Origin of the sequence: Actinoplanes subtropicus (assembly GCF_000721705.1) — a bacterium.
GTDB lineage: Bacteria > Actinomycetota > Actinomycetes > Mycobacteriales > Micromonosporaceae > Actinoplanes > Actinoplanes subtropicus.
In genome coordinates this window covers 22721-44338 of the sequence record NZ_JOJL01000048.1, presented here as the reverse complement: position 1 = coordinate 44338, position 21618 = coordinate 22721, and the positions used below count along the sequence as shown (strand labels likewise).

The window sequence follows — 21618 nt, the reverse complement described above, 5'->3', positions numbered from 1 at the left end:
GTCGCCGGGGTGACGGGTCGGGGTGGGTGGGATTCGGTGGATCGCTCGTTTCATGGGCCCGAGATTAGGGCGGGGTTCACCGAGATCACATTGGACCGTGGTCTGATTTCCGGTCTCCTACCACGGTCCGATGCGCTCCCGGCCCGCCCGGGCCAAGATGCCGTCATGGCACTGACAACGGGGTTCACGGAACTGTTCGGCATCCGGCATCCGATCGCGCTCGCCCCCATGGGCGGCTCCGCCGGCGGGGCGCTGACCGCCGCGGTCTCGAATGGGGGAGGGCTCGGCCTGCTCGGCTCGGGCGACGGCGAGCGGCAGTGGCTCGACCGCGAGCTGGCGATCCTGACCGCCGGCACCCGGCTTCCGTGGGGAGTCGGATTCCTGACCTGGGCGGTCGAGCCGGGCGCCGTCGAGTATGTGCTCGAGCGTGGTGCCCGGGCGGTCATGTTCTCCTTCGGCGATCCGAGCCACCTGGTGAAGCCGGTGCGGCGGGCGGGAGTGTCGCTGATCCTGCAGGTGACCGACCTCGACGAGGCCCGTCGCGCGGTCGCCCTGGGCGCCGACGTCATCGTCGCCCAGGGCACCGAGGCCGGCGGCCACGGCGCACGGCATGGCCGGTCCACGCTGCCGTTCGTGCCGCTCGTGGCCGATCTGGCCGCGCCGGCCCCGGTGCTGGCCGCCGGCGGGATAGCCGACGGCCGGGGAGTGGCGGCGGCGCTGGCGCTGGGTGCCGACGGTGCCTTGCTGGGCAGTCGTTTCCAGGCCACCGCGGAGTCCCTGGCCGACCCGGCGGTCACGAGGGCGATCGTCGAGGGCCGCGGCGAGCAGACCGAGCGCAGCCGCGTCCTGGATGTCGCTCGCGGGTCCCACTGGCCGTCCCGGTACACCGCCCGCACCCTGGCCCACCCGCACCTGGAGCGGTGGCGCGGCCGGGAGGGCGAGCTGGCCGCCAGCGCCGAGGCCCGCGCCGACTACGACGCCGACGTCGCCCGCGGCGTGATCCCGCCGCTGCCGGTCTGGGCCGGCGAGGCGATCGACCTCATCACCGATCTGCCGCCCGCCGCCGGCCTGGTGGCCGTGCTGGCGGCCCAGGCCGAGGCGGCGTTGGCCCGTGCCGGACGGCGCTGAGTCCGATGACCGTACAGCAGCGTCCTAGGATGCCCTACAGGTGGTGCGCCAACTCACCGGCGCACCACAAAGTCAAAAGCCAAAACAAAAAGGAATCAACGACATCCCTACTTGGTCCGGGCCGGCCGGCATGGGTTCGCGTGGGCGTGTGCTGGGGCGGGTTCGACTGGAGATGGCGGCCACGGCGGAATTCGGTTGCGGGCGGCCGATGGGCCGGGGCAGGGTTGAGGCCGCAACCGACGATGCGCAGTCGACGTAGCCGGGGAGCACGAGGCGGGCGCGAGCTGTGGCCCGATGGGCGCCGCCGGGCGGCTCACGACGGGAGGTCGGGCCGGGCAGCGGCCGCCGGCACCACGATTGGTGGCGGCGGAGCATGGGCCGCGCGGCACGGTCCGCCGCGGCGCCGTCCGCATCTGCTTGACCGGCGGGCGGGTGGCTGGTGCGGTGGCGCGGTTGCCTGGCCGGCGGTGTGGCCGGTTCGGGGGTGTGTTCGGCCGAGGGCCGGGCGTGGTGTGCGACAGCGAGGAGCGGCTTCTCCATGTGATAGCGAGTCCGGCTTCTGTTTGCGCCTGGGCGTGTGCTCCGGGCGTACCCCTGTCGGTTGTCGCTCTGGGAGAATCTCTGTGCTGAAGGTTGTTTCGCTCACCGCGGCCCACGACGGTGATCTGCTCTTTTCCGGTCTTGACCTGGTCGTCGGGGACGGCGACCGGATCGGGGTGGTGGGTCCGAACGGGGCCGGTAAGACGACTCTTCTGCGGCTGTTGGCGGGTGAGTTGCGGCCCGCGGAGGGTTCCGTGACGGTCGGGCCGGGCACGCGGGTCGGGTATGTGCCGCAGCAGATGCCGGAGCCGGATGGGACCGTGGCCGAGTTCCTGCGCGGCGGGCTGGGTGAGCTCGCGGCGGTGACCACGCGGCTGCGCCTGCTGGAGCGGCGGCTGGCGGTGAGGGAGGACGTCCTCGACGAGTTCGGTGCGGTGCAGGAGAGGTGGACCGCGCTCGAGGGGTGGACGGCGGAGGCGCGGCTGGCGGAGATCCGGCAGCGGCTCGACATCGACCATCTGCCGGACGACTTGGCGTTGCGGGCGGTGAGCGGCGGTGAGCAGGCGCGGCTGCTGCTGGCGCGGGCGCTGCTGGATTCGCCGGATCTGCTGTTGCTGGACGAGCCGACCAATCATCTGGATGCCGAGGGTGCGGCGTGGCTGCAGGGCTGGTTGCGGGGGTTCGCCGGTGGGGTGCTGGTGGTGAGTCATGATCGGGCGTTCCTGGATGCCGTGGTGACGCGGGTCGTGGAGCTGGACGGGATTCATGACGAGCCGCAGGACTTTCCGGGCGGCGGGTATACGGCTTATCGGGCGGAGAAGCAGCGGCGGTGGGAGCGGTTGCTGCTGGATTTCGAGGCGCAGGAGAAGGACCGCCGGCGGTGGGAGGCGGATATCGAGCGGACGAAGCAGCAGGCGCGCGGGGTGGAGTCGGCCACGGGGCTGGGGGTGGCGGCGCCGCATCTGAAGCGGGTGGCGCGGTTGGTGGCGCGGAAGGCGAAGGTGCGGGAGCGGCGGTTGCGGCGGCAGATGGAGTCGGCGCGGTGGATCGCGCAGCCGCGGAGCCGGCCGCCGTTGACGCTGGGGTTTCCGGCCGATGAGGCGGAGGCGGGGGAGGTGGTGGTGAAGGTCCGTGATCTGACGGTGGTGTTCGGGGAGCGGGTGCTGCTGGCCGGGGTGGATCTGGATGTGCGGCGCGGTGACCGGATTTTGGTGACCGGGCGTAATGGGGCGGGGAAGACGACGTTGGTGCGGGCGCTGGCGGAGGCCGGGGGTGAGCAGGTGGCGGTGTTGCCGCAGAGCTCGGATGGGTTGCGGTCGGGAGCGACGGTGATGGAGTTCTTCCGGGCGCGGGTGCCGGTGTATGTGGAGGATGCGGAGCGGTTGCTGGCGGGGCACCAGTTCGGGCCGGATCAGTGGGAGGTGCGGACGCGGAGTCTGTCGGCGGGGGAGTTGCGGCGTCTTGTTCTTGCGGTGTTGGTGAACAGTCCGGCTCGGGTGCTGGTTCTGGATGAGCCGACGAATTTCTTGGATTTCGATGCGCTCGATGTGGTGGAGGAGGCGTTGCGGCGGTATCGGGGGACGCTGCTGACGGTGACGCACGATCGGTATTTCGCGGAGGCGGTCGGGCACACGCGGCGGTGGCACGTCGAGGCGGGCGCCGTGGCCGAGAGCTGACCGGCCCGGAAAGGAGCTGCGGCAGAAGGGCGGCGACAGAAAGGCGGCGACAGAGGGGCTGCGGCAGAAGCGCGGCGACAGGAGACGGAACGGGCGCGCCGGGCAGGCAGAGCAGGCGCCGACAGCACGCGCGGTGGCTGTGGTGGGTAGACCCGGCGGGTGGGCCGTAGTAGAGAGGGCCGGCGGGTGGCGCGGCGGGTGGTGGCTGTGGTGTGGGGGAGGGCTGCTGGCATGTCGCGGACAGTTCCGGTGGCTGGGAGCTGAGACGATGGGCGCCATGCAGGTGGTGCCGAGGCAGGGTGGCGGGGCGCTCGCCGGGTTCGGGGCGGCGGAGCAGGTCACCGAGGCGTGGCTGGCGAATCGGCGGTTGTCGGAGCACACGCGGGCGGCGTATCGGCGGGATGTGGCGGCGTGGCTGTCGTATTGCGCGGAGCGGTCGGTGGAGCCGTTGGGGGCGTCGTTTCTGGAGGTGAATGCGTACGCGCGGGGGTTGGAGGCGCAGAAGTTGGCACCGGCCACGGTGGCGCGTAAGTTGTCTGGTTTGTCGAGTTGGTACGACTTTCTGGTGAAGATCCGGGCGGTCGACGCGAATCCGGTGGGTGGTGCCGACCGGCCGTACGTGTCGCGGGATCATTCGGCGACGGTGGGGCTGGCGCCGGAGGAGGTGGATGCCCTGCTCGGGGCGGCGCGGGCGGCGGGTCCGCGGCATCGGGCGGTGGTGACGCTGCTGGCGGATCTGGGTCTGCGGGTCGGCGAGCTGGTGGGCCTGGACCTGACCGATCTCGGCTGGGAGCGTGGCCACCGTACGGTCCGATTTGTCGCGAAAGGTGGGCAGTCGCGGCGGCGGGTGCTGACCGTGGAGGCGGCCGCGGCCCTCGACGACTACCTGACCGTCCGCGGCACCGGGGACGGTCCGTTGTTCGTCACCTCGAGCGGGGCGCGGATCGACCGGCACGGCGTGTTCCGGCTGATCCGGCGGCTGGCGCGGGAGGCCGGCATCCCCGCCGCCGACCAACTGTCGCCGCATTCGCTGCGGCACGCCTTCGCGACCACCGCCCGCTCCGAGGGCGTGCCGCTGGAGGACGTACAGGATGCGATGGGCCATGCCGATCCGCGGACCACGCGCCGTTACGACCGGGACCGGCACAACCTTGATCGTGACCCGGCGTACACGATCGCGGCGGCTCGTGCCCGGCGCGCCGGTGGGTGACGGCTGCCCCTATGCTCAACCGCGGTCAGCGGTTCGGGACAAAGGCGGTCGGGTGTGAACATTGTTGAGGCGGTGCTGCTGGGTGCGGTGGAGGGGATCACCGAGTTCCTCCCGGTATCGAGCACCGGTCACCTCACCATCGTGGAGAAGGTGCTCGGGTTCGACATCGAGGCGCCCGACATCACCGCGTTCACCGCGATCATCCAGTCCGGGGCCGTGTTCGCGACCGTGATCTTCCTGCGGAAGGATCTGTTGCGCATCGTCGCGGCCTGGTTCAAGGGTTTGTTGAGCGCGGATGCCCGCAAGGAGCCGGACTGGCGCTTCGCGTGGGCGGTGATTCTCGGGTCGATCCCGATCGGCATCGTGGGCCTGGTGTTCCAGGACGCGATCGAGACGACCCTGCGCAGCCTGTGGGTGGTGGCCGGCGCGTTGATCGTCTGGTCCGGGGCGATGGCGTTCGCCGATCACGCGGCGACGCAGGTGCGGCACGAGGACGACACGACGTGGAAGGACACGCTGATCATCGGCGTGGTGCAGTGCCTGTCGCTGATCCCGGGTGTGTCCCGGTCGGGCGCGACCATGTCGGCGGGTCTGCTGCGGGATTTCGACCGGGTGACGGTCACCAAGTTGTCGTTCTTCCTGTCGATCCCGGCGCTGCTGGGGGCGACCGTGCTGCAGGTGCACGACGAGGCGGGCAACATCGCCAGCGGCGTCGGCTGGGTGAACACGCTGACCGCGACGGTCGTGAGTTTCGTGGTCGGCTTCGCGGCGGTGGCGTGGCTGCTCAAGTACGTCGCCAAGCACTCGTACAGCATCTTCATCTTCTACCGGGTGGTGCTGGGCGCGCTGCTGATGGTGCTGCTGGCGACGGACACGATCGCCGCGAGGTGAGCGCGAGGTGAGCGCGAGGTGAGCGCGAGGTGAGCGCGAGGTGAGCGCGAGGTGAGCGCGCCGGGCCCGGCCGGGCTGGTCGAGCGCTCGCCGATCACGGTCAACTTCCATCCCGACCGGCTGGTCCGTGACGGGTTGACGGTGGTGGAGTGCCTGGCGGCCGAGGGTGTCTACCGGTCGCAGTTCGAGACCGGGATCTCCAACGGCGGGCTGGGCGGGCCGCGCGCCGGCTGGGAGGAGCGGATGTTCCCGGGCATGTACACCGGCCCACTCGGCCGGCCGGTCTACGGCGGACTGAATCTGGCCGGCTATCCGGACGGTGCGTCGCCCCGGTTCGGCAGTTGCCACCTGATCCTGCGGCCCGGGGTCGCCGGGCGGGCCACGTTCAGTCTCGGCGACAGCGTCCTGTTACCGACCGTGGTGGGGACCGCCGACGCGTTCGGTGCGATCTGGGCCGCGCTGCGAACGGAAGTCGCCGACACGGGCAGCGCCCTCAATCTTCCGGCCGACTCGCCCGATTCGTGGGCCGCAAGCCTCGCCGTCAAGCGATCGACCGCCGGCCGCGCCCTGGACAACTACGTCGAAGCCCAGATCCACGGCGGCCTCACCCTGAGCGAGGACGTCGCGGCCGTCGTCGCCGACCCGTCCTTCCGCGGTACGCCGTACGAGGCCCACCTGGCAGCCCTGTCCGAAACCCTGCTCTGGTCGCCCGGCTTCACGCTGACCCCGGCCGAGTTCCCCGCCGCCCTGCGCGGCCCCGAGATCCCGCCGCTGGCGGAGGCGATCGCCGGCCGCTACGCCGTCACCACCCTGGACGCGGAGATCATCGGCCGGGCGGCCCGCGAGCCCGGCGCCCCGCTCCAGCTGATCAAGTACCTGTGGCACATCCTCGTCCTGCTCGGCCGCCCCGCATGCTGACCGACCGCCTGCTGCTGAGCCGCCCCGGGGAGGGCGACGTCGACGCGATCCTGCGCATCCACAGCGACCGGCTGGCCTGCGAGCACAATCCGTCCGACATGATCACCGTACGGGCGGAGGCGGCCGACCGCTGCCGCGCGTGGCGGGCCCACTGGGAGCGGCGCGGCTTCGGTTACTGGGTGGTCCGCCGCCGGGACTCGTCCCGGGTGATCGGCTTCTGCGGCCTGCAGGTGATGCGCCTGCACGAGGCCCCGGCCCTCAACCTGTTCTACCGTTTCGACCCGGCGGTCTGGGGTCAGGGCCTGGCCGGCGAGGCGGTCGCCGCCGTGGTGGCCGCGGCGCCGCCCGAGCCGCCGGTGATCGCCCGGATCCGCCCGGCCAACATCGCGTCCGCCCGGGTCGCGCTGCGGGCCGGCCTGCGCCGCGCCGAACACCTGGACACCCTCGGCGAGGACGGCCCCGACTGGGTCTTCACGTCGGCCGCGCTCTGAGCGTCGCCGGCGCTCTGAGCGTCGCCGGCGCTCTGAGCGACTGGACCCTCGCCCGCGCCGTAGCCCTGACCAACAAGCCCGCCGAGCAGACGCGGTTCCTGGCCAAGCACGGCGGCCCGGCATGGCGCGGCTGAGCTGCGCGTTCAACTCTGTCGACCAGGCCAACGATCGATGTCGGCCAGTCTGAGGGCCGGCGGCCGTTTGCGCGCTACGCTCGGGAGCCATGGCGTGGCGCCGCATCCAGATGAGCCGCCAGCATCCGTGGCGGGCCGAGCACCCCGACGCGATCCGGGTCGACCGGTCCACCCGCTGGGGCAACCCGTTCTCCATCGAGGACGAGGGCGGCCGCCCGGCAGCCGTTGCCAAGTACCGCGCGGCCCTGGACGCCGGGACGCTACCCGGCATCGGCAAACACGAGCCGGTCACCGTCGACGACATCCGCGCCGGCCTGGCCGGGCACGATCTGGCCTGCTGGTGCCCCCTCGACGGCCCGTGTCACGCCGACCACCTGCTGAAGATCGCCAACGCCTAGAGGGCGTACGGGTCGGTCAGCCCCGGATGCGGCGGCTCACCCGCCGCCGCGAACCAGCCGTCCGGCGAGCCGAGCCGCAGCCGCGACCACCCGTCCAGCTCCGGCAGCGCCGCCCGCTCGAACCAGCCCACCTCCAGCGACTCGTCCCCGTCGGCCCGCGCCGCCCCGCCGACCGGCCGGCAGTGGAACCACACGTGCAGGTAGTTGCACTCGTCGCCGTTGGGGTAGCGCGCCGGGTGCGTCGCCACCCCGCCGAGCCGCTGAACCGCGACCCGGATGCCGGTCTCCTCGAAGACCTCCCGCACCACCGCGTCGGCGGGCTGCTCCCCGGGGTCGATCATCCCGGCCGGCAGCGACCACCGCCCGTTGTCGCCGCGCCGCACCAGCAGCACCCGGCCGGCCGCGTCCCGCACGACCGCGCTCGCGCCGGGCAGCAGGAGCAGGTCGTGCCCGATGTGCTCGCGCAGCCGGGTCACATAGGGGGAGGCGGGCATCCGGTCATCCATCCGTCGTCGGGCGCGGTCCAGCGCCGCGCGTCCATTCTGCCGAGGAGTTCGCCGCCGGCCGTAAGGACTTCTACCCCGGCAACCCCAGGGCGGCCCGGACCAGGGCGAGGGCGGTCTCCGGCGGGACCCCGAGCGCGCGGGTCGTCGCGGCGTAGGAGTCGGCCGCCTGCTGGGCCTGCACCGAGGTGCCGGCCGCCCGGGAGGTGATCACCGTGCCGAGCCGGCCGCGGGTCTCGACCAGGCCGGCCGCCTCCAGCTCGCGGTAGGCGCGGGCCACGGTGTTGACCGCCAGCTTCAGGTCAAGAGCCAGCGTGCGTACGGGCGGAAGCTTGTATCCCGCCGGAAGCGTGCCGTCGGCGGCCAGCGCGATGATGCGCAGCCGCACCTGCTCGAAGGGCGGGACCGGCGAGTCCGGGTCGAGGCGGATGTCCATCACAGCAGTCTGGGCGGGGTGTTGCCGGCCGCGGTGATGGCGCGCCGGATCGGGACCAACGCCAGCAGGACGCCGCCGACCAGGAAGAACAGCACCAGCGAGACGATGCCGAGCCGGTAGCTGTTGGTGAGCTGGAAGACCAGGCCGAACAGCAGCGGGCCGAGCCAGCTGGTGCCGCGGTCGCTGATCTCGTAGAAGCCGTAGTACTCGCCCTCCCGGCCGGCCGGGATCAGCTGGGAGAACAGGCTGCGGCTCAGCGCCTGGCTGCCGCCCAGGACCAGGCCGATCGCGACGCCGAGCAGCATGAACGGCAGCGGCTCGCCCTCCGGCAGCCAGTAGGCGGCGACCACCACGGCCAGCCAGAGCACGAGGCTGAACAGGATGGTCTTGCGGGCGCCGATCCTGGCGGCCAGGTAGCCGAGCAGCAGGGCGCCGCCGAACGCCAGGAACTGCACCAGCAGGATCGTGACGATCAGCGTGGACTGGCCGAGTTTCAGCTCCTCGGTGCCGTACTGGCTGGCCAGCGCGATCACGGTCTGGATGCCGTCGTTGTAGATCAGGTAGGCGCCGAGGAAGAACAGCGTCAGCGGGTACGCGCGGATGCCCTTGATGGTGTGCCCGAGCTGCCGGAACCCGTCGAGCAGCAGGTTGCCGCGGTGCGTGGACGACTGGGTGCCCGGGTGGTTGCGCAGCCATTTGAGCGGGACCAGGGTGAACACGGCCCACCACACGCCGGCCGACACGATGCTCCAGCGGGCGATGTCCAGGGTGCGCTGGTCGTTGCCCTCGATCTTCAGCAGGGACACGGCGACCAGGTTGACGGCGAGCAGCAGGCCGCCGCCGAGGTAGCCGATGGCCCAGCCGCGGCTGGAGACCTTGTCGCGCTCGTCGGGGGCGGCCAGCTGCGGCAGGAACGAGTTGTAGACGACGATCGACGCGCTGTAGAAGATGTTCGCGATCAGGAACAGGGCACCGCCGAGCAGGTATCGCCCGCCGGTCACGAACACGAACCCGATGGTGGCCGCGGCGGCGACGAAGGCGGTCACGGCCAGCAGCAGTTTCTTGCGGGGCGTGCGGTCGGCCACGGCCCCCATCACCGGCAGCACCAGGACCGACAGGAAGACCGAGAGCGAGACGACGTACGGGTAGAAGGAGCCCGGCGGCACGGAGATCCCGAGCGGGTGCACGCGGCCGGCGCAGTCGTCCACGTCGGTCGCCAGCTGGCACCCGGCGGCGACCTTGGTGATGCTGGTCAGGAACGGTCCCAGGAAGACGGTCAGGCCGGTGGTCTGGAAGCCCGAGTTCGCCCAGTCGTAGAAGTACCAGCCGGTGCGTTCCCGGCGGCCGGCGGCGGGGACGTCGGTGGGGGTGCCGGTGGCTGCGGCCATCGTGGCGGCTCCTGGTCGTCGGTCGATGCGCGGACACTATGCCATTCGCGACCGGCCGCCGGGGAGGTGGCGCGCGGGGTCAGTTTTCCTGCCACCACTTGGCGAGGGCGGCGGTGGCCGGGTCGTCGGAGCCGGCCAGGGCGGCCCACGGGTCCTCGCCGGGGGGCAGGTCGGTGGCGGCGTACTCGGCCAGCTCGGCCGGGTGGACCGGGTCGGTGGTGTCGAGGGCGGCGTGGATGTCGGCGACGCCCAGGCTGCCGGTGTCGATCCAGGGGAAGCCGTCGACCGGTTCGGGCAGGTCACCGACGTCGACCGACGGCGGGAACGGCGCCTCCTCCGGCGAATCCGGAATGTCGGAGAAATCGGTATGCGTGGCGGGCGGCTCCGCCGGCGCGTCGTCGGGCACGGCCTCGTGCGCGATCTCGTGCGCCGCTGCCTCGTGCGGGACCGAGCCGACATCGTGGGAGATGTCGTAGTCGTGCCCGTCCTCCCAGGTCAGGTGGTCGTCCGGCGGGGAGTGGTCGTCGAAGGGCGGCAGCTGCTCGTGACCGTCGAAGTCGTGGTGGTCGAACCCGAAATCGTGGTGGTCGGTCATCGGTACTCCTCGTCGTGGGGTACGGGCGTGAGAGCGCGCGCCCGGATCAGCACGTCATCCACCTGCTTGAGCCGTTGCCGGGCCAGCTCCAGCTCGCCCTGGGCGTGGGCGCGCAGCCTGGCCCGCCCGGCGGCGTCCTCGGCCGCCGCCGCGTCGATCTCCGCGATGTGCGCGTCGAGGTCGCGCAGCCGGCGCTCGACCGCGTCGTCGACGGCCACCGACAGCGCGTACTGCAGGTCGGTGAACCGGTTGACGATCTCGTCGGCGAGCGCGGCCCGGGCCTCGCCGAGCACGTCGCGCAGCCAGATGCGGGCCTGCTGCCGGTCGGTCTGCACCCGCCGCCGCCACAGTACGTAGCCGCCGGCGGCCAGGCCCAGGCCGATCCCGGCCACCGGGATGAGCAGCCCGCCGGCGGCGAACACCGAGGCGCCCAGGATCGCGCCGCGCCCGGCCATGAACGCTATCCCGCCGGCCGAGAGCGCGATCAGCGCGTTCTCGCCGGAGCCGTCGCGCGGCGCGGCCGCCGACAGCGCGTGCCGCAGCGTCGCGTTGAGCCGGCCCAGCATGCCGGCGCGTTCCTGCTCGTCGAACACCTCGGCCAGGACCTTCTCGGCGACCTGCTGGAAGGTCGCCTCCAGCTCGCCGGACAGGGTGGCGGCCAGGGCCTGCAGCGCGGTGTCGACCGCCTCCGGCAGCCCGGTCAGCGCCTCGCCGCGGCCGGTGTCGATCCGCTCGGAGAACTCCTGCTGCAGCATCGCGATCCTGGTGCGCAGGTGGCCGGTGGTCTCGACCCGGGCGCGCTGGGTCTCGGTGCTCAGCAGCAGCGTCCACTGCCGGGCCTCGGTGCGCTTGCGGGCGGCCACGGCGGCCCGGTCGGCGCGGACCTGCGCGCTGCGGGCCGGGTCGGCCTCGGCCGCCCGCACCCGGGCGGTCGCCGCCTCGGCCAGCCGGTCCAGGTCGGCGCGGGCGGCGCGCAGCACGTTGGCCAGTTGCAGCTGGTGGCCGCGGCCGGCCAGGTCGACCAGGGCGTGCTGCAGGTCGGCGATCTTCGAGGCGTCGACCAGGGCGGCCTGCTCGCCGGCCGGGGCCGCCAGGGCCAGCTCGGCCAGGGTGGCGGAGACCGGGAACCAGGGCGCCTGGCCGAAGCGGGGCGCGTGCGCCTGCAGCAGGTTGCGGTTGTCGTCGGCGATCCGCCGCCACCCCGGGTACGCGTCGATCTTGGTGAGCGCGAAGACGACCGCGTCGACCCGCTCGCCGGCGGCGACCAGGAAGTCGAGCTCCGGCCGGGACAGCGGGGCGGACGCGTCGGCCACGAACAGCAGCGCGGTCGCCTTCTCGACCGCCGCCAGGGCCACGGTGGCGTGGGCCGGGTCGAGGCCGCCGACGCCGGGCGTGTCGAGCAGGCTCAGGTACTGCAGCAGCGGCGCCGGGTGGCTGACCTCGATCCGGCGGGCCTTCTGCTCGCCGGTGGCCCAGCGGCGCAGGCCGTCGACCTCGATCGGCTCGGCGGCGCCGGGCAGCCAGGCCCGGGCGGCCGGCTCGCCGGGCACGAACTGCAGGTAGGTGGCGGTGGCCACGGCGGCGTCGACCGGGGACAGGCCGGGCACCCCGAGCAGGGCGTTGACCAGGGAGCTCTTGCCGCGTTTGGTCTCCCCGACGATCACCACCGAGGGCCGGACCAGCTGCCGGCGGCGCAGGTCGGCCAGCTCCGCGCCGGCGTCCGGGTCGGCCTTCCTGACGTACGCGAGGGTGTCCCGCACGGTCGTGTCGAGAGCCCGGGCCAGATCGGCGCTCATCGGCGTACCTGCTGGGCCAGCAGATGAAAACCGCGGTGCGCGACCTGCGCGACCCGGGACTGGGCCGGGCCGGCGCCGGCGACCGCGTAGACCCGCCACCGGTTCGCGGCGGCCATCGCGGCGGCGGCCAGCTCCTCGGCGCCGGCCTGCGGCAGCCGCAGGATCCAGCGCGGGTCCTCGGAGGTCGCCAGCCGGGTCAGCTCGGCCTCCCAGCCGTCGGGCAGCGGCACCGCGCCGGTGGCGACCCGCTGGGCGGCGTCGAGCAGCCGCAGCCGGTGGTAGGCGGGGTTGCGCAGCAGCCGCTCGACCGCGTCGCGCAGCGCCTCCCGGTCGCGTTCGTCGCGGGCGTGCCCGGCCATCCGCTCGAGCCGGCCCAGCGCCCAGCCCGCCTTGATCGCGTCGGCGCGCCAGCGGAACGCCTGGTCGAGGGTGTGCCGCAGGCGCGGGAAGCCGGACGCCTCGCCGAGCCGGCGGACCAGCTCGCCGGTGCTCAGCCGCGGGTCGGCGGCCAGCTGGGCCAGGGCGAAACCGATCCCGTACAGGTCGAGCCGCCTCAGCAGCCGTTCCCGCTGCTCGGCACCGACCGGGCCGGGCCGGGAGCGGAACAGGTCGACCGAGGCCAGCATCAGCCGCAGCTCACCGACCGGCATGCCGGCCAACTCGCGCAGCGCCGCACGGTCGGCGTCGGTGAGCCGGCCGGCCTCGGCGGTCTCGGCCAGCAGGCCGACCACGGGCACCACATCCGAGACCGTACGCGCCAGCAGCCCCGCCTGCTGCTCGGCGAGCGGGCCGGCCACCGGCCACGGGTCACCGGCCCCGCCGACCAGGGTGTCGACCTTGCCGAACACGCCCAGCGCGTTGATCGGGCTGGACGCCAGCCGCGCCGAGGCGTCCCGGAACGCGTCCAGCGCCCGCCGGTCGTCGGCGCGGACGGCCTGGGTGAAGACGTAGACGACGGCCTCGGCCGCGGCGACCTCGGAGACCGAGTCGGCGTCGATGTCCGCGTCGAACGGCGCACCGGACACGCCGGCCGCCTCCTCGGCCCGCGCGGACACCGTGCCGTCGGTGGAGGCCAGCCCGGGGGTGTCGACCACGGTGAGATCGCGCAGCTTCTCGCTGGTCAGGGTGACGTCCACGTACGCGACCCGGCCGGCCGGCACGCCCAGGCGCTGCGGGATCATCCCGTCGTCGTCCAGCGGCAGGCTGTGCCGGCGGCCGTCGCGGACCACCACGTCGACCCGGTCGGCGGCGCCGTACCGGAACCGGGTGACCACCCGGGTGCATTCACCCACCGCCGTGGGCGCCACCCGCCGCCCGATCAGGGCGTTGACGAGTGTCGACTTTCCGGCTTTCAAACGGCCCGCGATCGCCACCCGTAACGGCTCGCCGAGCCGGTCGGAGATCTGTCTGAGCTGGCCACCGGCCTCGGGACCGGTCCGGCCGGCCATCTGGTCACACAGCGTCGCTACGCTGGCGCTGAGCGGGCCGCTCATGACGACTCGTCAGCCGTGCACACTATCGACGACAATGTGACCACGGCTGCCGCCACCGACCCTCCTGAGAAAAGGGGCGGGCCCGGCGCCCGCCGCACCACAGCCTACGGACCGGCGTGTGACACGGGATCCCGTGTTCGTGCCACGGACGCGCAAGGAGGAGCACACCGGTGGCGGACGCTCACGACCCGGTCGAGACCGCCGCCGCGCTGCTGCACCGCCCCGCCCTGGTCGTGCTGGCCGGCCCGCCCGGCTGCGGCCGCACCACCCTGCTGCGCCGCCTCACCGGCCTGGTCCCCGGCCCGGTGCACGCCGGCGGCGGTCTGGCCATGCTGCGCTCCACCCCGGCGCTGGCGCTGTCGCGGGCGGTCCGCGCCCGGCTGCCCGCGCACGACGTGCACCTGCTCGCCGAGGCGGTCCGCTCCCGGGTCCGCGGCGGCCTGCTGGTCCTCGACGACCTGCAGTACACCGACGCGGCCACCCTCGAAGCGCTGCCGCTGCTGGCCGCGCACTGCCGGGTGCTGGTCGCCGTGCGCACCCCGCACCGGCTCCCCGAGCCGGTCGCCGCCGCGCTGCGCGAGGCCGCGGCGGCGTGGCTGAGCGTGCCGCCGCTGTCCCGCCCGGCGGCCCTCGACCTGGCCCGGCGCACCGCGACCCAGCTGGACGCGGAGACCCTGGAGGCGGTGGCCGACCGGGCCGGTGGCAACCCCCTCGCGATCACCGCGCTGGCCCGGCAGGCGGCCGCGGGCCGAGCCGCGGGCGGGTCCGGCATCGACCAGGTGGCGTACGCGATCGCCACCGCCCTCGCCGACCTGCCCCGGCCCGCGCGGACCGCCCTGGCCGCGCTCGGGCTGCTCGGCCGGCCCGCGCCCGCCGCCCTGCTCGGCCCGGGAGCTCTTGATCTGAGGGACGCCGGGCTGATCACCGACGGGCCGGCCGGCGAGCTGGTGCCGGTGTCGACGTACGTGGCGGAGACCGCGGCCGGGCTGCTGGATGCGGCCGGCCGGGTCGAGCTGCACACCCGGCTGGCCGAACTGACCCCGCCCGCCGAGGCGGCCCGGCACCTGGCCGCGGCCGGCGACCCGGCCGGCGCGCACCGGCGGGCCCTGGCCGCCGCCGACCAGGCCACCGGGGGCGACCGGGCGGCGCTGCTGCTGTTCGCCTGCGACCTGGACATCCCGATCGACCCCCGGGTCCGGATCGCCGCGGCCGACGCGGCCCTCGCGGTCGGCCGGGCCGCCGCGGCGGCCCGGGTGCTGACCAGCGACACCCCGCTCGGCGTCGAGGCCGACGTGCTGCGCGGCGAGGCCCTGCTGCAGGCCGGCGCCCCGGCGGCGGCCCGGCAGGCGGTCCGCACGGTGCCCGACGCGGCGCCCGGCCCGGTCCTGGCCGCCCGCGACCGGGTGCTGCTGCTGACCGAGCTGGCCGCCGACCCGTCCGCCGCCCTCGACCTGGCCGGCAAGATCGCGGCCCGCTACCCGCACCCGCCGCCCGGCGTGGCCGCCGCCCTCGCCGCCGTGCACGCCCGGCACCGCACCCCCGGCTGGGACACCGACCTCGCCGCGGCCGCCGCCGGCGCCGGGGACCCCCTCGTGGCCCGCTGGAGCGCCTGGCTGCTGGTCGAGGAACTGGTCGCCGACGGCCGGCTGGCCGAAGCGGCCCGGGCGGCGCAGAGCGCGGCCCGCGAATGCGCCGACGAGCTGGCCTACGGGTGGCAGACCCGGTTCGCGGCCGTCGCCGACTGGGCGCTCGCCCTGCACGGCGCGCCTGCGTCCGAAGACCGCGCGGCCGACCACCGGCCCGGCGGCCGCGTGAACGCGCAACCCGGCGCCCAGCCGGGCGCCGGACCGGGTTCGGCCGCAGGATTCGGGGGAGTCCCTGGCGTACGGTCTGAGCGCGAAGCGCCCGATCGGCTCGCGCCGTCGCGGCAAGCGCAACCCGACGCCATCCTCGAACGCAGCGGGAATCTCGCGGACCGGGCCATTCCGGAGGAGGCGCGGGGTTATGCGACCGCGGCGGCCGCGCTGGTGGAAGCCGACACCGGGCTGCTCGGGGCGGCCCGCGCGCGGCTTGACGCGGGGCCGGCGCATCCGGCGGCCGCGTGGGTCGCGCAGGAGACGGCGTGGCTCGACGGGCAACCCGATCGGGCCACCCGCAACACCGAGGAGAACACCCACGGCCTGATCTCCGGGTTGCAGGCGATCACGGCCCGGTGGGCGGGATTCGACCTGGGGGAGCGGAACACCCCGCCGATTCCCCGGGACATCCCGGCTCCCGCCCGGCGGACGCTGACCGCCTGGGCGACCGGGACCGGGTTCGCGGCCGCGGCGGACGGGTGGCGGCCCGTCGCGTTGCGGGAGCAGATCCGCTGCCTGCTCGCCGCCGGGCTCACCGACGGTGACCCGGCCCGGGCGGTCGCGGCGCTGCTGGACGCCGAACGGCTCGCCGACGCGGCGGGCCTGACCGTGCTGGCCGGGCGCGCCCGCCGCGCCCTGCGCCGGCACAACGTGCACCGCGACGTGCGCAGCCCCCGCTCGGGCGACCAGCTCACCCGGCGGGAGACCGACGTGTTACGGCTGGTCGCCGCGGGGGAACCCACCCGGCGCATCGCCGGGCAGCTCGGCATCTCGGCCGAGACGGTCGACACCCACATCCGCGCCGGCATGCGCAAGCTCGGCGCCCGCACCAGAACGGAAGCCGCCGCCCTCGCCTTCGCCACCTTCCCCTCCGACATCCCCAAGGACGGCCGGTGACCAGACAGCCCGACGCGCCCCGCCATGTCGTCGCCACCCCCGCGGACGCCGACACCGTGCTGCGCCGCCTGATCCGCGACGGCTGGGTCGCCCGCGACGGTTTCGCCCTGCCCGACCCGGCCTGGGACGTCACCGGGCACCGGCTGGTGCTGCACGGGCGGATCACCGACGCGGAATCGCTGCAACTGGCGGTGCTGGCGGCGGCGCGGGGCGCGGGCATCGTGGCGATCTGCGACGCGGAGTCGCCGCTGGGCCGGGCGCTGATCGACGACCTGGCCCGGCTCGGCCCGGTACGGCAGGGCCCGGCGCCCGAGCCGAACGACCACGGCGCGGTCGCCGACCTGGTCCCCGAGCAGCGCGCCCTGCTGGACCGGCTGGCCGCCGGCGACACCATCGCGGCGGCCGCGGCCGCCGAGTTCCTGTCGCTGCGCACGGCGAACCGGCGGATCGCCGAGGCCCGGCAACTGTTCGGGGTGCGCACCACCCGCGAGGCGGTACTGGCGTACTTGAGACAGCGCGGACCACAGTAGACATCGACTAGGGTGACCGGTCGGATCGGACTGGTACGGGGGGCCGAGGTGACCACGACGGAGGCATGGCCGAGAAGTGCCCGGCTCGACGCGCCCAAGGTGCTCGAGCGGATCGCCTCGATCACCGGGGTGCGGCTGGTCCTGGAGGGACCCGCGCCCGGCGGGGAGGTCGGGGCGGCGTTCGTGCGGTGGCCGGACGGCCGTCGGTCGGTGCTGACCGCGGCCCGCACCCGCAGCGCCGTGCTGGTGGACCGGGCCCGCGTGGCCGGGGTGCCGACGGCCCGGCACGAGCTGACCGCCCGGGTCGACGGGGTCCGGGTCGTCGTGCAGGAACGGCTGCCCGGGGCGCCGCCGTCCGGGTTGGACGCCGGCCTCGTGCAGCAGATGCTGCGGGTCAACGACCAGCTGGCCGGGATCCTCGCGGGGGAGCCGGATCCGCGGCCGGCCGAGCTGTACCTGACCTCCGACGGGCCCGGCTTCTGCCTGCACGAACCCCTGGCCGGGTACGACGACCGGGCGGCGCGGCTGCTGGACTGGGTGCGGTCGGTGGGCGCCGACGGCTCGCACATGATCGGCGACGACCTGACCCACATGGACTTCCACCCCGGCAACATCCTGGTCGACCGGGGCCGGCTGAGCGGGGTCGTCGACTGGGACGGGGCGCAGCGCGGCGACCGGCACTTCGACCTGGTGACCCTGCTGTTCCACGTACGCGCGCACGCGCCGGCCCTCGCGGTGCTGGTCGAGGAGCGGCTGAAACTGCTGCCGCCGCGCCGGATGCGGGCCTACTGGGCGCACATGAGCCTGCGGCAGGTCGACTGGTCGATCCGGCACCACGACGCGGCGACGGTTCAGCGCTGGCTGACGGTCGCCGAGGAGGGCATCGCCAGGCTCTGAAGCCGGTCGACCGACACGCACGAGATCAGGCAGCGCTCCTTGGCGTCGGCGCGCATCTGCGCCGTCCAGGTGGTGAAGCCGCCGTCGCCCAGCTCGACGTCGCCGGCGGTGATCCGCAGCGCGGCGCCGGTGTAGTAGCCGCGGCCGCGGTCCCGCTCCGGCTCCTCGACCAGCAGCGGCGACGCCAGCTCGGCGATCCGCTCACGCAGCACCGGGCTGTCGAAGATGGTGTAACGCACCCGGGCCCGCGCGAGGGGAGCCAGGACCTGCCGCCAGTACGCGAGGTGGCGGGCCAGCAGGCGGGCCTCGGTGCGGCCCGACCCGGTGTCGCGGGCCGAGGACACCAGCGCGAACAGCCGGAAATGCGAGCCCAGGCCGGGGCCGAACACCTGGGCCCGCAGCACCTGATGGGCGGCGGCGACGTGCACCTCGTCGCTGGTGTCGCGGCGGGCGGCGGCCTCGATCGCCAGGGCGTTGGTGGGGTCGCTGAGCACCTCGACCGGGCGGGTCGCGGTGACGATCCGGTTCTGGCTCAGCGGGGCGACCGCGGTGACCGTGCCGAGCGGCACGACCGGGGACAGTTGCGTGCCGTACACGTCCGGCGGCAGCAGCTCCCACAGGCGGGCCTCGGCCCGGCTCACCGCGCGCGGGTCGGCGGCGGCCGGCCGCACGAACCGGTCCTGCCGCCAGCGGCGCACCAGATCGGCCGGGCGCACCCGGCCGGCCCGGTCGCGGGCCACCGCCAGCAGCAGCGTCTGCAACTGACTGCCGGACAACCCGGCGATCGCCTCGGCGGCACCGGCCGGCAGCCGCCGCCAGACCTTCCGCTCGGCCTCCGACATCTCCACCCGGCCCACGATGACCGGCCGGCCCGCCGCGGTCCACCGGTTTTGAATCGACAGAGATCCTAGGCGGGGTCGTGGCCGCCGGCCCGGTGCCCGGTGATGAGAAAGGAGGCTAGCGGGTAGTGGCGTGCGCCTGTTTGGGCGCGGCCCAGGACGGGGCGTGCTCGGGCCGCAGCCCGATGCCGATCACCCGCGCGGGCACCCCCTGCACGACGGGGAACCGGTCGGCCAGCCGCATGAACAGCGGCGCCGTCGGTGGGCGGGAGCCGGCCACGAACGGGCTGATGATGCGGTTCTGCAGGACGCGCTGGATCAGCTGGGTGCCGGCGGTCGGGAACCGGCGCCGCCGCTGGACCCGGCCGAGCAGCGCCGGATCGACCGGGCCGCCGGCGGCCAGCGCGCCGGCGAGCAGCCGGGCCGCGGCGACGGCGTCCTGGATCGCGAGGTTGATGCCGACGCCGCCGACCGGGGACATGGCGTGCGCGGCGTCGCCGATCAGCAGCAGGCCCGGCCGGTGCCACTGCCGCAGCCGGTCGACGCGGACGGTCAGGGCCTGCACGTCGTCCCAGGAGCGGATCTCGGCGACCCGGCCGGCCAGGGCCGGGGCGAGCGCGGCGACCGCCTGCCGGAAACGGTCGAGCCCGGCGGCCACCACCTGCTCGTGGCCGCCCTTGCGGATCAGCCACGCGTTCTGCCAGTAGTCGCCGCGGTCGATCTGCACCATGAACTTCCCGGTGTCGGCCCGCCCGGCCAGGCCCGCGCCGTCCGACGGTTCACGCGACATCCGGAACCACAGGACGTCGATCGGCGTGCCGAACTCGGTGGAGCGCAGCCCGGCCAGCCGGCGCAGGGTGGAGTGCCGGCCGTCGGCCGCCACCGTCAGGCGCGCGTTGACCGTGACCGGCCCGTCCGGCCCGTCGGCGCGGACGCCGGTGATCGTCTCGCCGTCGCGCAGCAGGCCGACCGCCTCGGTCTCGCGCAGCAGGGTGAAGCCGGGCGACTCCGCGGCGGCCTCCGCGATCATGTCGAGCAGGTGCCACTGCGGCACCAGCGCGATGTACGGGTGCGGGCCGCGCAGCCGGGTCAGGTCGCCGAGCTGGTAGGTGCGCCCGTCGGCGAAGGTGAACCGGATCTTGTCGACCCGGCGCTGCGGCAGCCGGGCGAACCGGTCGGCCAGGCCCAGCTCGTCGAGCAGGGTGAGCGTCGAGGGATGCACCGTGTCGCCGCGGAAGTCACGCAGGAAGTCGGCGTGCTTCTCCAGGACCACGGTGCGGATGCCGCGTCGTACCAGCAGCAATGCCAGGAACAGGCCGGCGGGTCCACCGCCGACGATGCATACGTCGCTGTCCATCGATCCCGCCTCCTCCAGGTATTTCATCGGTCGATGAAATACGCTAGCCCTCCTTCCCCAAGACCGCATGGCCGGCCGCTAGCCGCGCGGCCGCACCCGGGAATTGTCGACCGCCCGGGTGTGATCCACCTCCCGGGGCAGCTCCATCTCACCGACCCGCAGCGCGGCCAGGGTCTCGTCGATCGCCGCCATGATCAGCCGGGTGGACTTCATCGCCCGCGCCCCCGGCGTGCCGGTCACCCGCGACAGGTCCACCGGGTGGTCACCGAACCGGACATACACCACCGGGCGCCGCCGCATCGCCCGCAGCAGCGACCGGCCGATCCCGACCGGCGTCGCGTACGGCAACACCGTGTGCGTGTTCCACTGGGCCACCGGCAGCACCGGCGCGCCCGCCAGATCCGCCATCCGCGCCACACCGGTCTTGCCCCGCTCGGGCCACATCCACGGGTCCAGCCCGATCCGCCCCTCCGGATAGACCAGCACCATCGCGCCCCCGCGCAGCGCCTCGACGGCCGCCGGCAACGCATCGGCGACATGCGCCGTGTTGCGGTCGACCCGGATGTGCCCGGCCGCCCGCATCGCCGGCCCGGCCACCGGCGCGTCGAAGATCCCGCCGGTGGCCATGAACTTCGGCGCAATCCCGACCTTGTGGCAGGCCGCGGTCATCACCACCGGGTCGAACGGGCTGATGTGGTTGGCCGCCAGGATCAGCGGGCCGTCACGCAGCGACTCGGGCACCCGCCCGCAGACCCGCAGCCGGCACAGCGGCAACACCAGCACCCGGGCCAGGACCAGCATGAACCGCCACATGAACGGCGCCCGCCGCGAAGCTCTCCCCATAAGGCCGCCCATGATGCCATGCCGTTACGCCTTTCCCCCCGCCTCCCCGAGCTCGGCCAGCCGGGCCTCCACCTCGGCCAGCTCGGCCCGCAACCGCTGAGCCTGCTGCTCCGCCTCGGCCCGCTCGGCGGCCAGGATGTGCTCGACCGCCTCCTGCACGCCGGGCACGTCGACCAGCGACACCATCCGCAGCGCCTCGGCCGGGCGCACCACATACGGCTTGGCCAGCACCCTCGAACCCTGCGACGCGGCCACCGTCCACTCGCCCTCGCCATACGCCAGGGTGACGGTCAGCGCCGGGGCGGGTTTCGCCTTGACCGGCCGGGACGCCTTGCGCGGCGGGGTCTCTGCCACAGGTTCCTCGATCTTCAGCGGGGCGGGCCTCGGCGGGGCCGGCGGCTGGCGCGGCACCGGCGGTTTGTCGATCACGAATTCCGGCATCGGCGGCGGGGGAGCGGGCGCCGGCCCGGCCTTCCCCGGGACCGCTCTCGCCGCCGCACCGCGGGGCGCCACCCGCAGGTCGCCGGGGGAGAAGGGCAACTCGTCCTTACCGAAGCGGACCACCACGAACTCGTCACCCGCGGCCGGATCGGCCAGGCCCACCACCTGCCCGATCTGCCCGGCGATCTGCCCGGCGGCCTCGGTGAACTGCACCCGCGGCTTACGCCCGGCGGCCAGCCCGTCGCGGATCGTCGTCAGCTCCTCGGTGCTCAAACCCCGGGCCACGGCAGCCACCCCTCTCGTACGTCTGTGCGAATCTTTCTACCAGGACCCACCGACAATTCGCTCGCCGCCACACCGC

20 protein-coding genes are annotated in these 21618 nt (G+C 74.2%); 10 read left to right on the top strand and 10 right to left on the bottom strand.

The window, feature by feature from the left end; genetic code table 11:
• The first annotated feature begins 165 nt into the window (after window positions 1–165).
• The 7 genes from IH26_RS0146410 (at window position 166) to IH26_RS0146380 (ending at window position 7386) form a co-directional block, all read left to right on the top strand.
• Complete coding sequence (locus tag IH26_RS0146410; RefSeq protein ID WP_030442712.1) at window positions 166–1128, top strand: nitronate monooxygenase; 963 nt, start codon at window positions 166–168, stop codon at window positions 1126–1128.
• A 575-nt stretch (window positions 1129–1703) separates the two neighbouring features.
• On the top strand, window positions 1704–3344 hold the full coding sequence (locus IH26_RS0146405; protein WP_342668362.1) for an ABC-F family ATP-binding cassette domain-containing protein: 1641 nt from the start codon (window positions 1704–1706) through the stop codon (window positions 3342–3344).
• A 268-nt stretch (window positions 3345–3612) separates the two neighbouring features.
• On the top strand, window positions 3613–4554 hold the full coding sequence (locus tag IH26_RS0146400; protein WP_030442710.1) for a tyrosine-type recombinase/integrase: 942 nt from the start codon (window positions 3613–3615) through the stop codon (window positions 4552–4554).
• A 54-nt stretch (window positions 4555–4608) separates the two neighbouring features.
• Window positions 4609–5445, top strand: coding sequence for an undecaprenyl-diphosphate phosphatase (locus IH26_RS0146395; protein ID WP_030442709.1), 837 nt, complete (start codon window positions 4609–4611; stop codon window positions 5443–5445).
• A gap of 51 nt (window positions 5446–5496) precedes the next feature.
• Window positions 5497–6363 carry a DUF3626 domain-containing protein gene (locus IH26_RS0146390; RefSeq protein ID WP_051809774.1) on the top strand — a complete coding sequence of 289 codons (867 nt, stop codon included), beginning with the start codon at window positions 5497–5499 and terminating at the stop codon, window positions 6361–6363.
• Window positions 6357–6854 (top strand): GNAT family N-acetyltransferase, encoded by a 498-nt coding sequence (locus tag IH26_RS0146385; RefSeq protein ID WP_030442707.1) that lies wholly within the window; start codon window positions 6357–6359, stop codon window positions 6852–6854. The genes IH26_RS0146390 and IH26_RS0146385 overlap by 7 nt, the downstream gene beginning before the upstream one ends.
• Window positions 6855–7077: 223 nt before the next feature.
• Entirely contained in the window at window positions 7078–7386 is a 309-nt protein-coding gene (locus IH26_RS0146380) for a DUF4326 domain-containing protein (RefSeq protein WP_030442706.1), read from the top strand.
• Here IH26_RS0146380 and IH26_RS0146375 read toward each other — a convergent pair.
• From IH26_RS0146375 to IH26_RS0146350, 6 genes are all read right to left on the bottom strand, one after another.
• A complete protein-coding gene (locus tag IH26_RS0146375; RefSeq protein WP_030442705.1) occupies window positions 7383–7880 on the bottom strand; it encodes an NUDIX hydrolase in 498 nt (165 codons plus the stop codon). The two genes, IH26_RS0146380 and IH26_RS0146375, sit on opposite strands and share 4 nt — an antisense overlap.
• 82 nt (window positions 7881–7962) lie before the next feature.
• Window positions 7963–8325: a GntR family transcriptional regulator gene (locus tag IH26_RS0146370; protein WP_030442704.1), complete on the bottom strand. Its 363-nt coding sequence runs from the start codon at window positions 8323–8325 to the stop codon at window positions 7963–7965.
• Entirely contained in the window at window positions 8325–9713 is a 1389-nt protein-coding gene (locus IH26_RS0146365) for an MFS transporter (RefSeq protein ID WP_030442703.1), read from the bottom strand. Before IH26_RS0146365 ends, IH26_RS0146370 begins: the two co-directional genes overlap by 1 nt.
• A gap of 79 nt (window positions 9714–9792) precedes the next feature.
• Complete coding sequence (locus IH26_RS0146360) at window positions 9793–10308, bottom strand: hypothetical protein (protein ID WP_030442702.1); 516 nt, start codon at window positions 10306–10308, stop codon at window positions 9793–9795.
• Window positions 10305–12104 (bottom strand): dynamin family protein, encoded by a 1800-nt coding sequence (locus tag IH26_RS0146355; RefSeq protein WP_030442701.1) that lies wholly within the window; start codon window positions 12102–12104, stop codon window positions 10305–10307. The genes IH26_RS0146360 and IH26_RS0146355 overlap by 4 nt, the downstream gene beginning before the upstream one ends.
• The gene (locus IH26_RS0146350) at window positions 12101–13597 is read right to left on the bottom strand and encodes a dynamin family protein (RefSeq protein ID WP_030442700.1); all 1497 of its coding nucleotides are present in this window, start codon (window positions 13595–13597) and stop codon (window positions 12101–12103) included. The genes IH26_RS0146355 and IH26_RS0146350 overlap by 4 nt, the downstream gene beginning before the upstream one ends.
• A 170-nt stretch (window positions 13598–13767) precedes the next feature.
• On the opposite strand from IH26_RS0146350, the gene IH26_RS0146345 reads away from it, so the two are divergent.
• From IH26_RS0146345 to IH26_RS0146335, 3 genes are read left to right on the top strand one after another with little or no spacing between them, the layout of a single operon-like run.
• Window positions 13768–16350 (top strand): LuxR C-terminal-related transcriptional regulator, encoded by a 2583-nt coding sequence (locus IH26_RS0146345; RefSeq protein WP_030442699.1) that lies wholly within the window; start codon window positions 13768–13770, stop codon window positions 16348–16350.
• Window positions 16347–16880, top strand: a complete 534-nt coding sequence (locus IH26_RS0146340) for a hypothetical protein (RefSeq protein WP_030442698.1) — start codon at window positions 16347–16349, stop codon at window positions 16878–16880. Before IH26_RS0146345 ends, IH26_RS0146340 begins: the two co-directional genes overlap by 4 nt.
• Window positions 16881–16928: 48 nt before the next feature.
• Window positions 16929–17777 carry a phosphotransferase gene (locus IH26_RS0146335; protein ID WP_034217588.1) on the top strand — a complete coding sequence of 283 codons (849 nt, stop codon included), beginning with the start codon at window positions 16929–16931 and terminating at the stop codon, window positions 17775–17777.
• Here IH26_RS0146335 and IH26_RS0146330 read toward each other — a convergent pair.
• The 4 genes from IH26_RS0146330 to IH26_RS60645 form a co-directional block, all read right to left on the bottom strand.
• Entirely contained in the window at window positions 17732–18619 is an 888-nt protein-coding gene (locus IH26_RS0146330) for a hypothetical protein (RefSeq protein WP_030442696.1), read from the bottom strand. The two genes, IH26_RS0146335 and IH26_RS0146330, sit on opposite strands and share 46 nt — an antisense overlap.
• Before the next feature lie 115 nt (window positions 18620–18734).
• Window positions 18735–19973, bottom strand: coding sequence for an FAD-dependent oxidoreductase (locus tag IH26_RS0146325; RefSeq protein WP_034217586.1), 1239 nt, complete (start codon window positions 19971–19973; stop codon window positions 18735–18737).
• 78 nt (window positions 19974–20051) lie between these two features.
• Window positions 20052–20816, bottom strand: coding sequence for a lysophospholipid acyltransferase family protein (locus IH26_RS0146320; RefSeq protein ID WP_030442694.1), 765 nt, complete (start codon window positions 20814–20816; stop codon window positions 20052–20054).
• 24 nt (window positions 20817–20840) lie between these two features.
• A complete protein-coding gene (locus IH26_RS60645) occupies window positions 20841–21551 on the bottom strand; it encodes a hypothetical protein (RefSeq protein ID WP_211268885.1) in 711 nt (236 codons plus the stop codon).
• Window positions 21552–21618 lie beyond the last annotated feature (67 nt).

What these genes read in the sequence shown, in the direction of transcription:
- IH26_RS0146370 (WP_030442704.1), bottom strand. Translation starts at nt 8,325, where the DNA reads ATGGACATCCGCCTCGACCCGGACTCGCCGGTCCCGCCCTTCGAGCAG.
- IH26_RS0146320 (WP_030442694.1), bottom strand. Translation starts at nt 20,816, where the DNA reads ATGGGGAGAGCTTCGCGGCGGGCGCCGTTCATGTGGCGGTTCATGCTG.
- IH26_RS0146380 (WP_030442706.1), top strand. Translation starts at nt 7,078, where the DNA reads ATGGCGTGGCGCCGCATCCAGATGAGCCGCCAGCATCCGTGGCGGGCC.
- IH26_RS0146360 (WP_030442702.1), bottom strand. Translation starts at nt 10,308, where the DNA reads ATGACCGACCACCACGATTTCGGGTTCGACCACCACGACTTCGACGGT.
- IH26_RS0146325 (WP_034217586.1), bottom strand. Translation starts at nt 19,973, where the DNA reads ATGGACAGCGACGTATGCATCGTCGGCGGTGGACCCGCCGGCCTGTTC.
- IH26_RS0146355 (WP_030442701.1), bottom strand. Translation starts at nt 12,104, where the DNA reads ATGAGCGCCGATCTGGCCCGGGCTCTCGACACGACCGTGCGGGACACC.
- IH26_RS0146375 (WP_030442705.1), bottom strand. Translation starts at nt 7,880, where the DNA reads ATGCCCGCCTCCCCCTATGTGACCCGGCTGCGCGAGCACATCGGGCAC.
- IH26_RS0146365 (WP_030442703.1), bottom strand. Translation starts at nt 9,713, where the DNA reads ATGGCCGCAGCCACCGGCACCCCCACCGACGTCCCCGCCGCCGGCCGC.
- IH26_RS0146385 (WP_030442707.1), top strand. Translation starts at nt 6,357, where the DNA reads ATGCTGACCGACCGCCTGCTGCTGAGCCGCCCCGGGGAGGGCGACGTC.
- IH26_RS0146410 (WP_030442712.1), top strand. Translation starts at nt 166, where the DNA reads ATGGCACTGACAACGGGGTTCACGGAACTGTTCGGCATCCGGCATCCG.
- IH26_RS0146350 (WP_030442700.1), bottom strand. Translation starts at nt 13,597, where the DNA reads ATGAGCGGCCCGCTCAGCGCCAGCGTAGCGACGCTGTGTGACCAGATG.
- IH26_RS0146400 (WP_030442710.1), top strand. Translation starts at nt 3,613, where the DNA reads ATGGGCGCCATGCAGGTGGTGCCGAGGCAGGGTGGCGGGGCGCTCGCC.
- IH26_RS0146330 (WP_030442696.1), bottom strand. Translation starts at nt 18,619, where the DNA reads ATGTCGGAGGCCGAGCGGAAGGTCTGGCGGCGGCTGCCGGCCGGTGCC.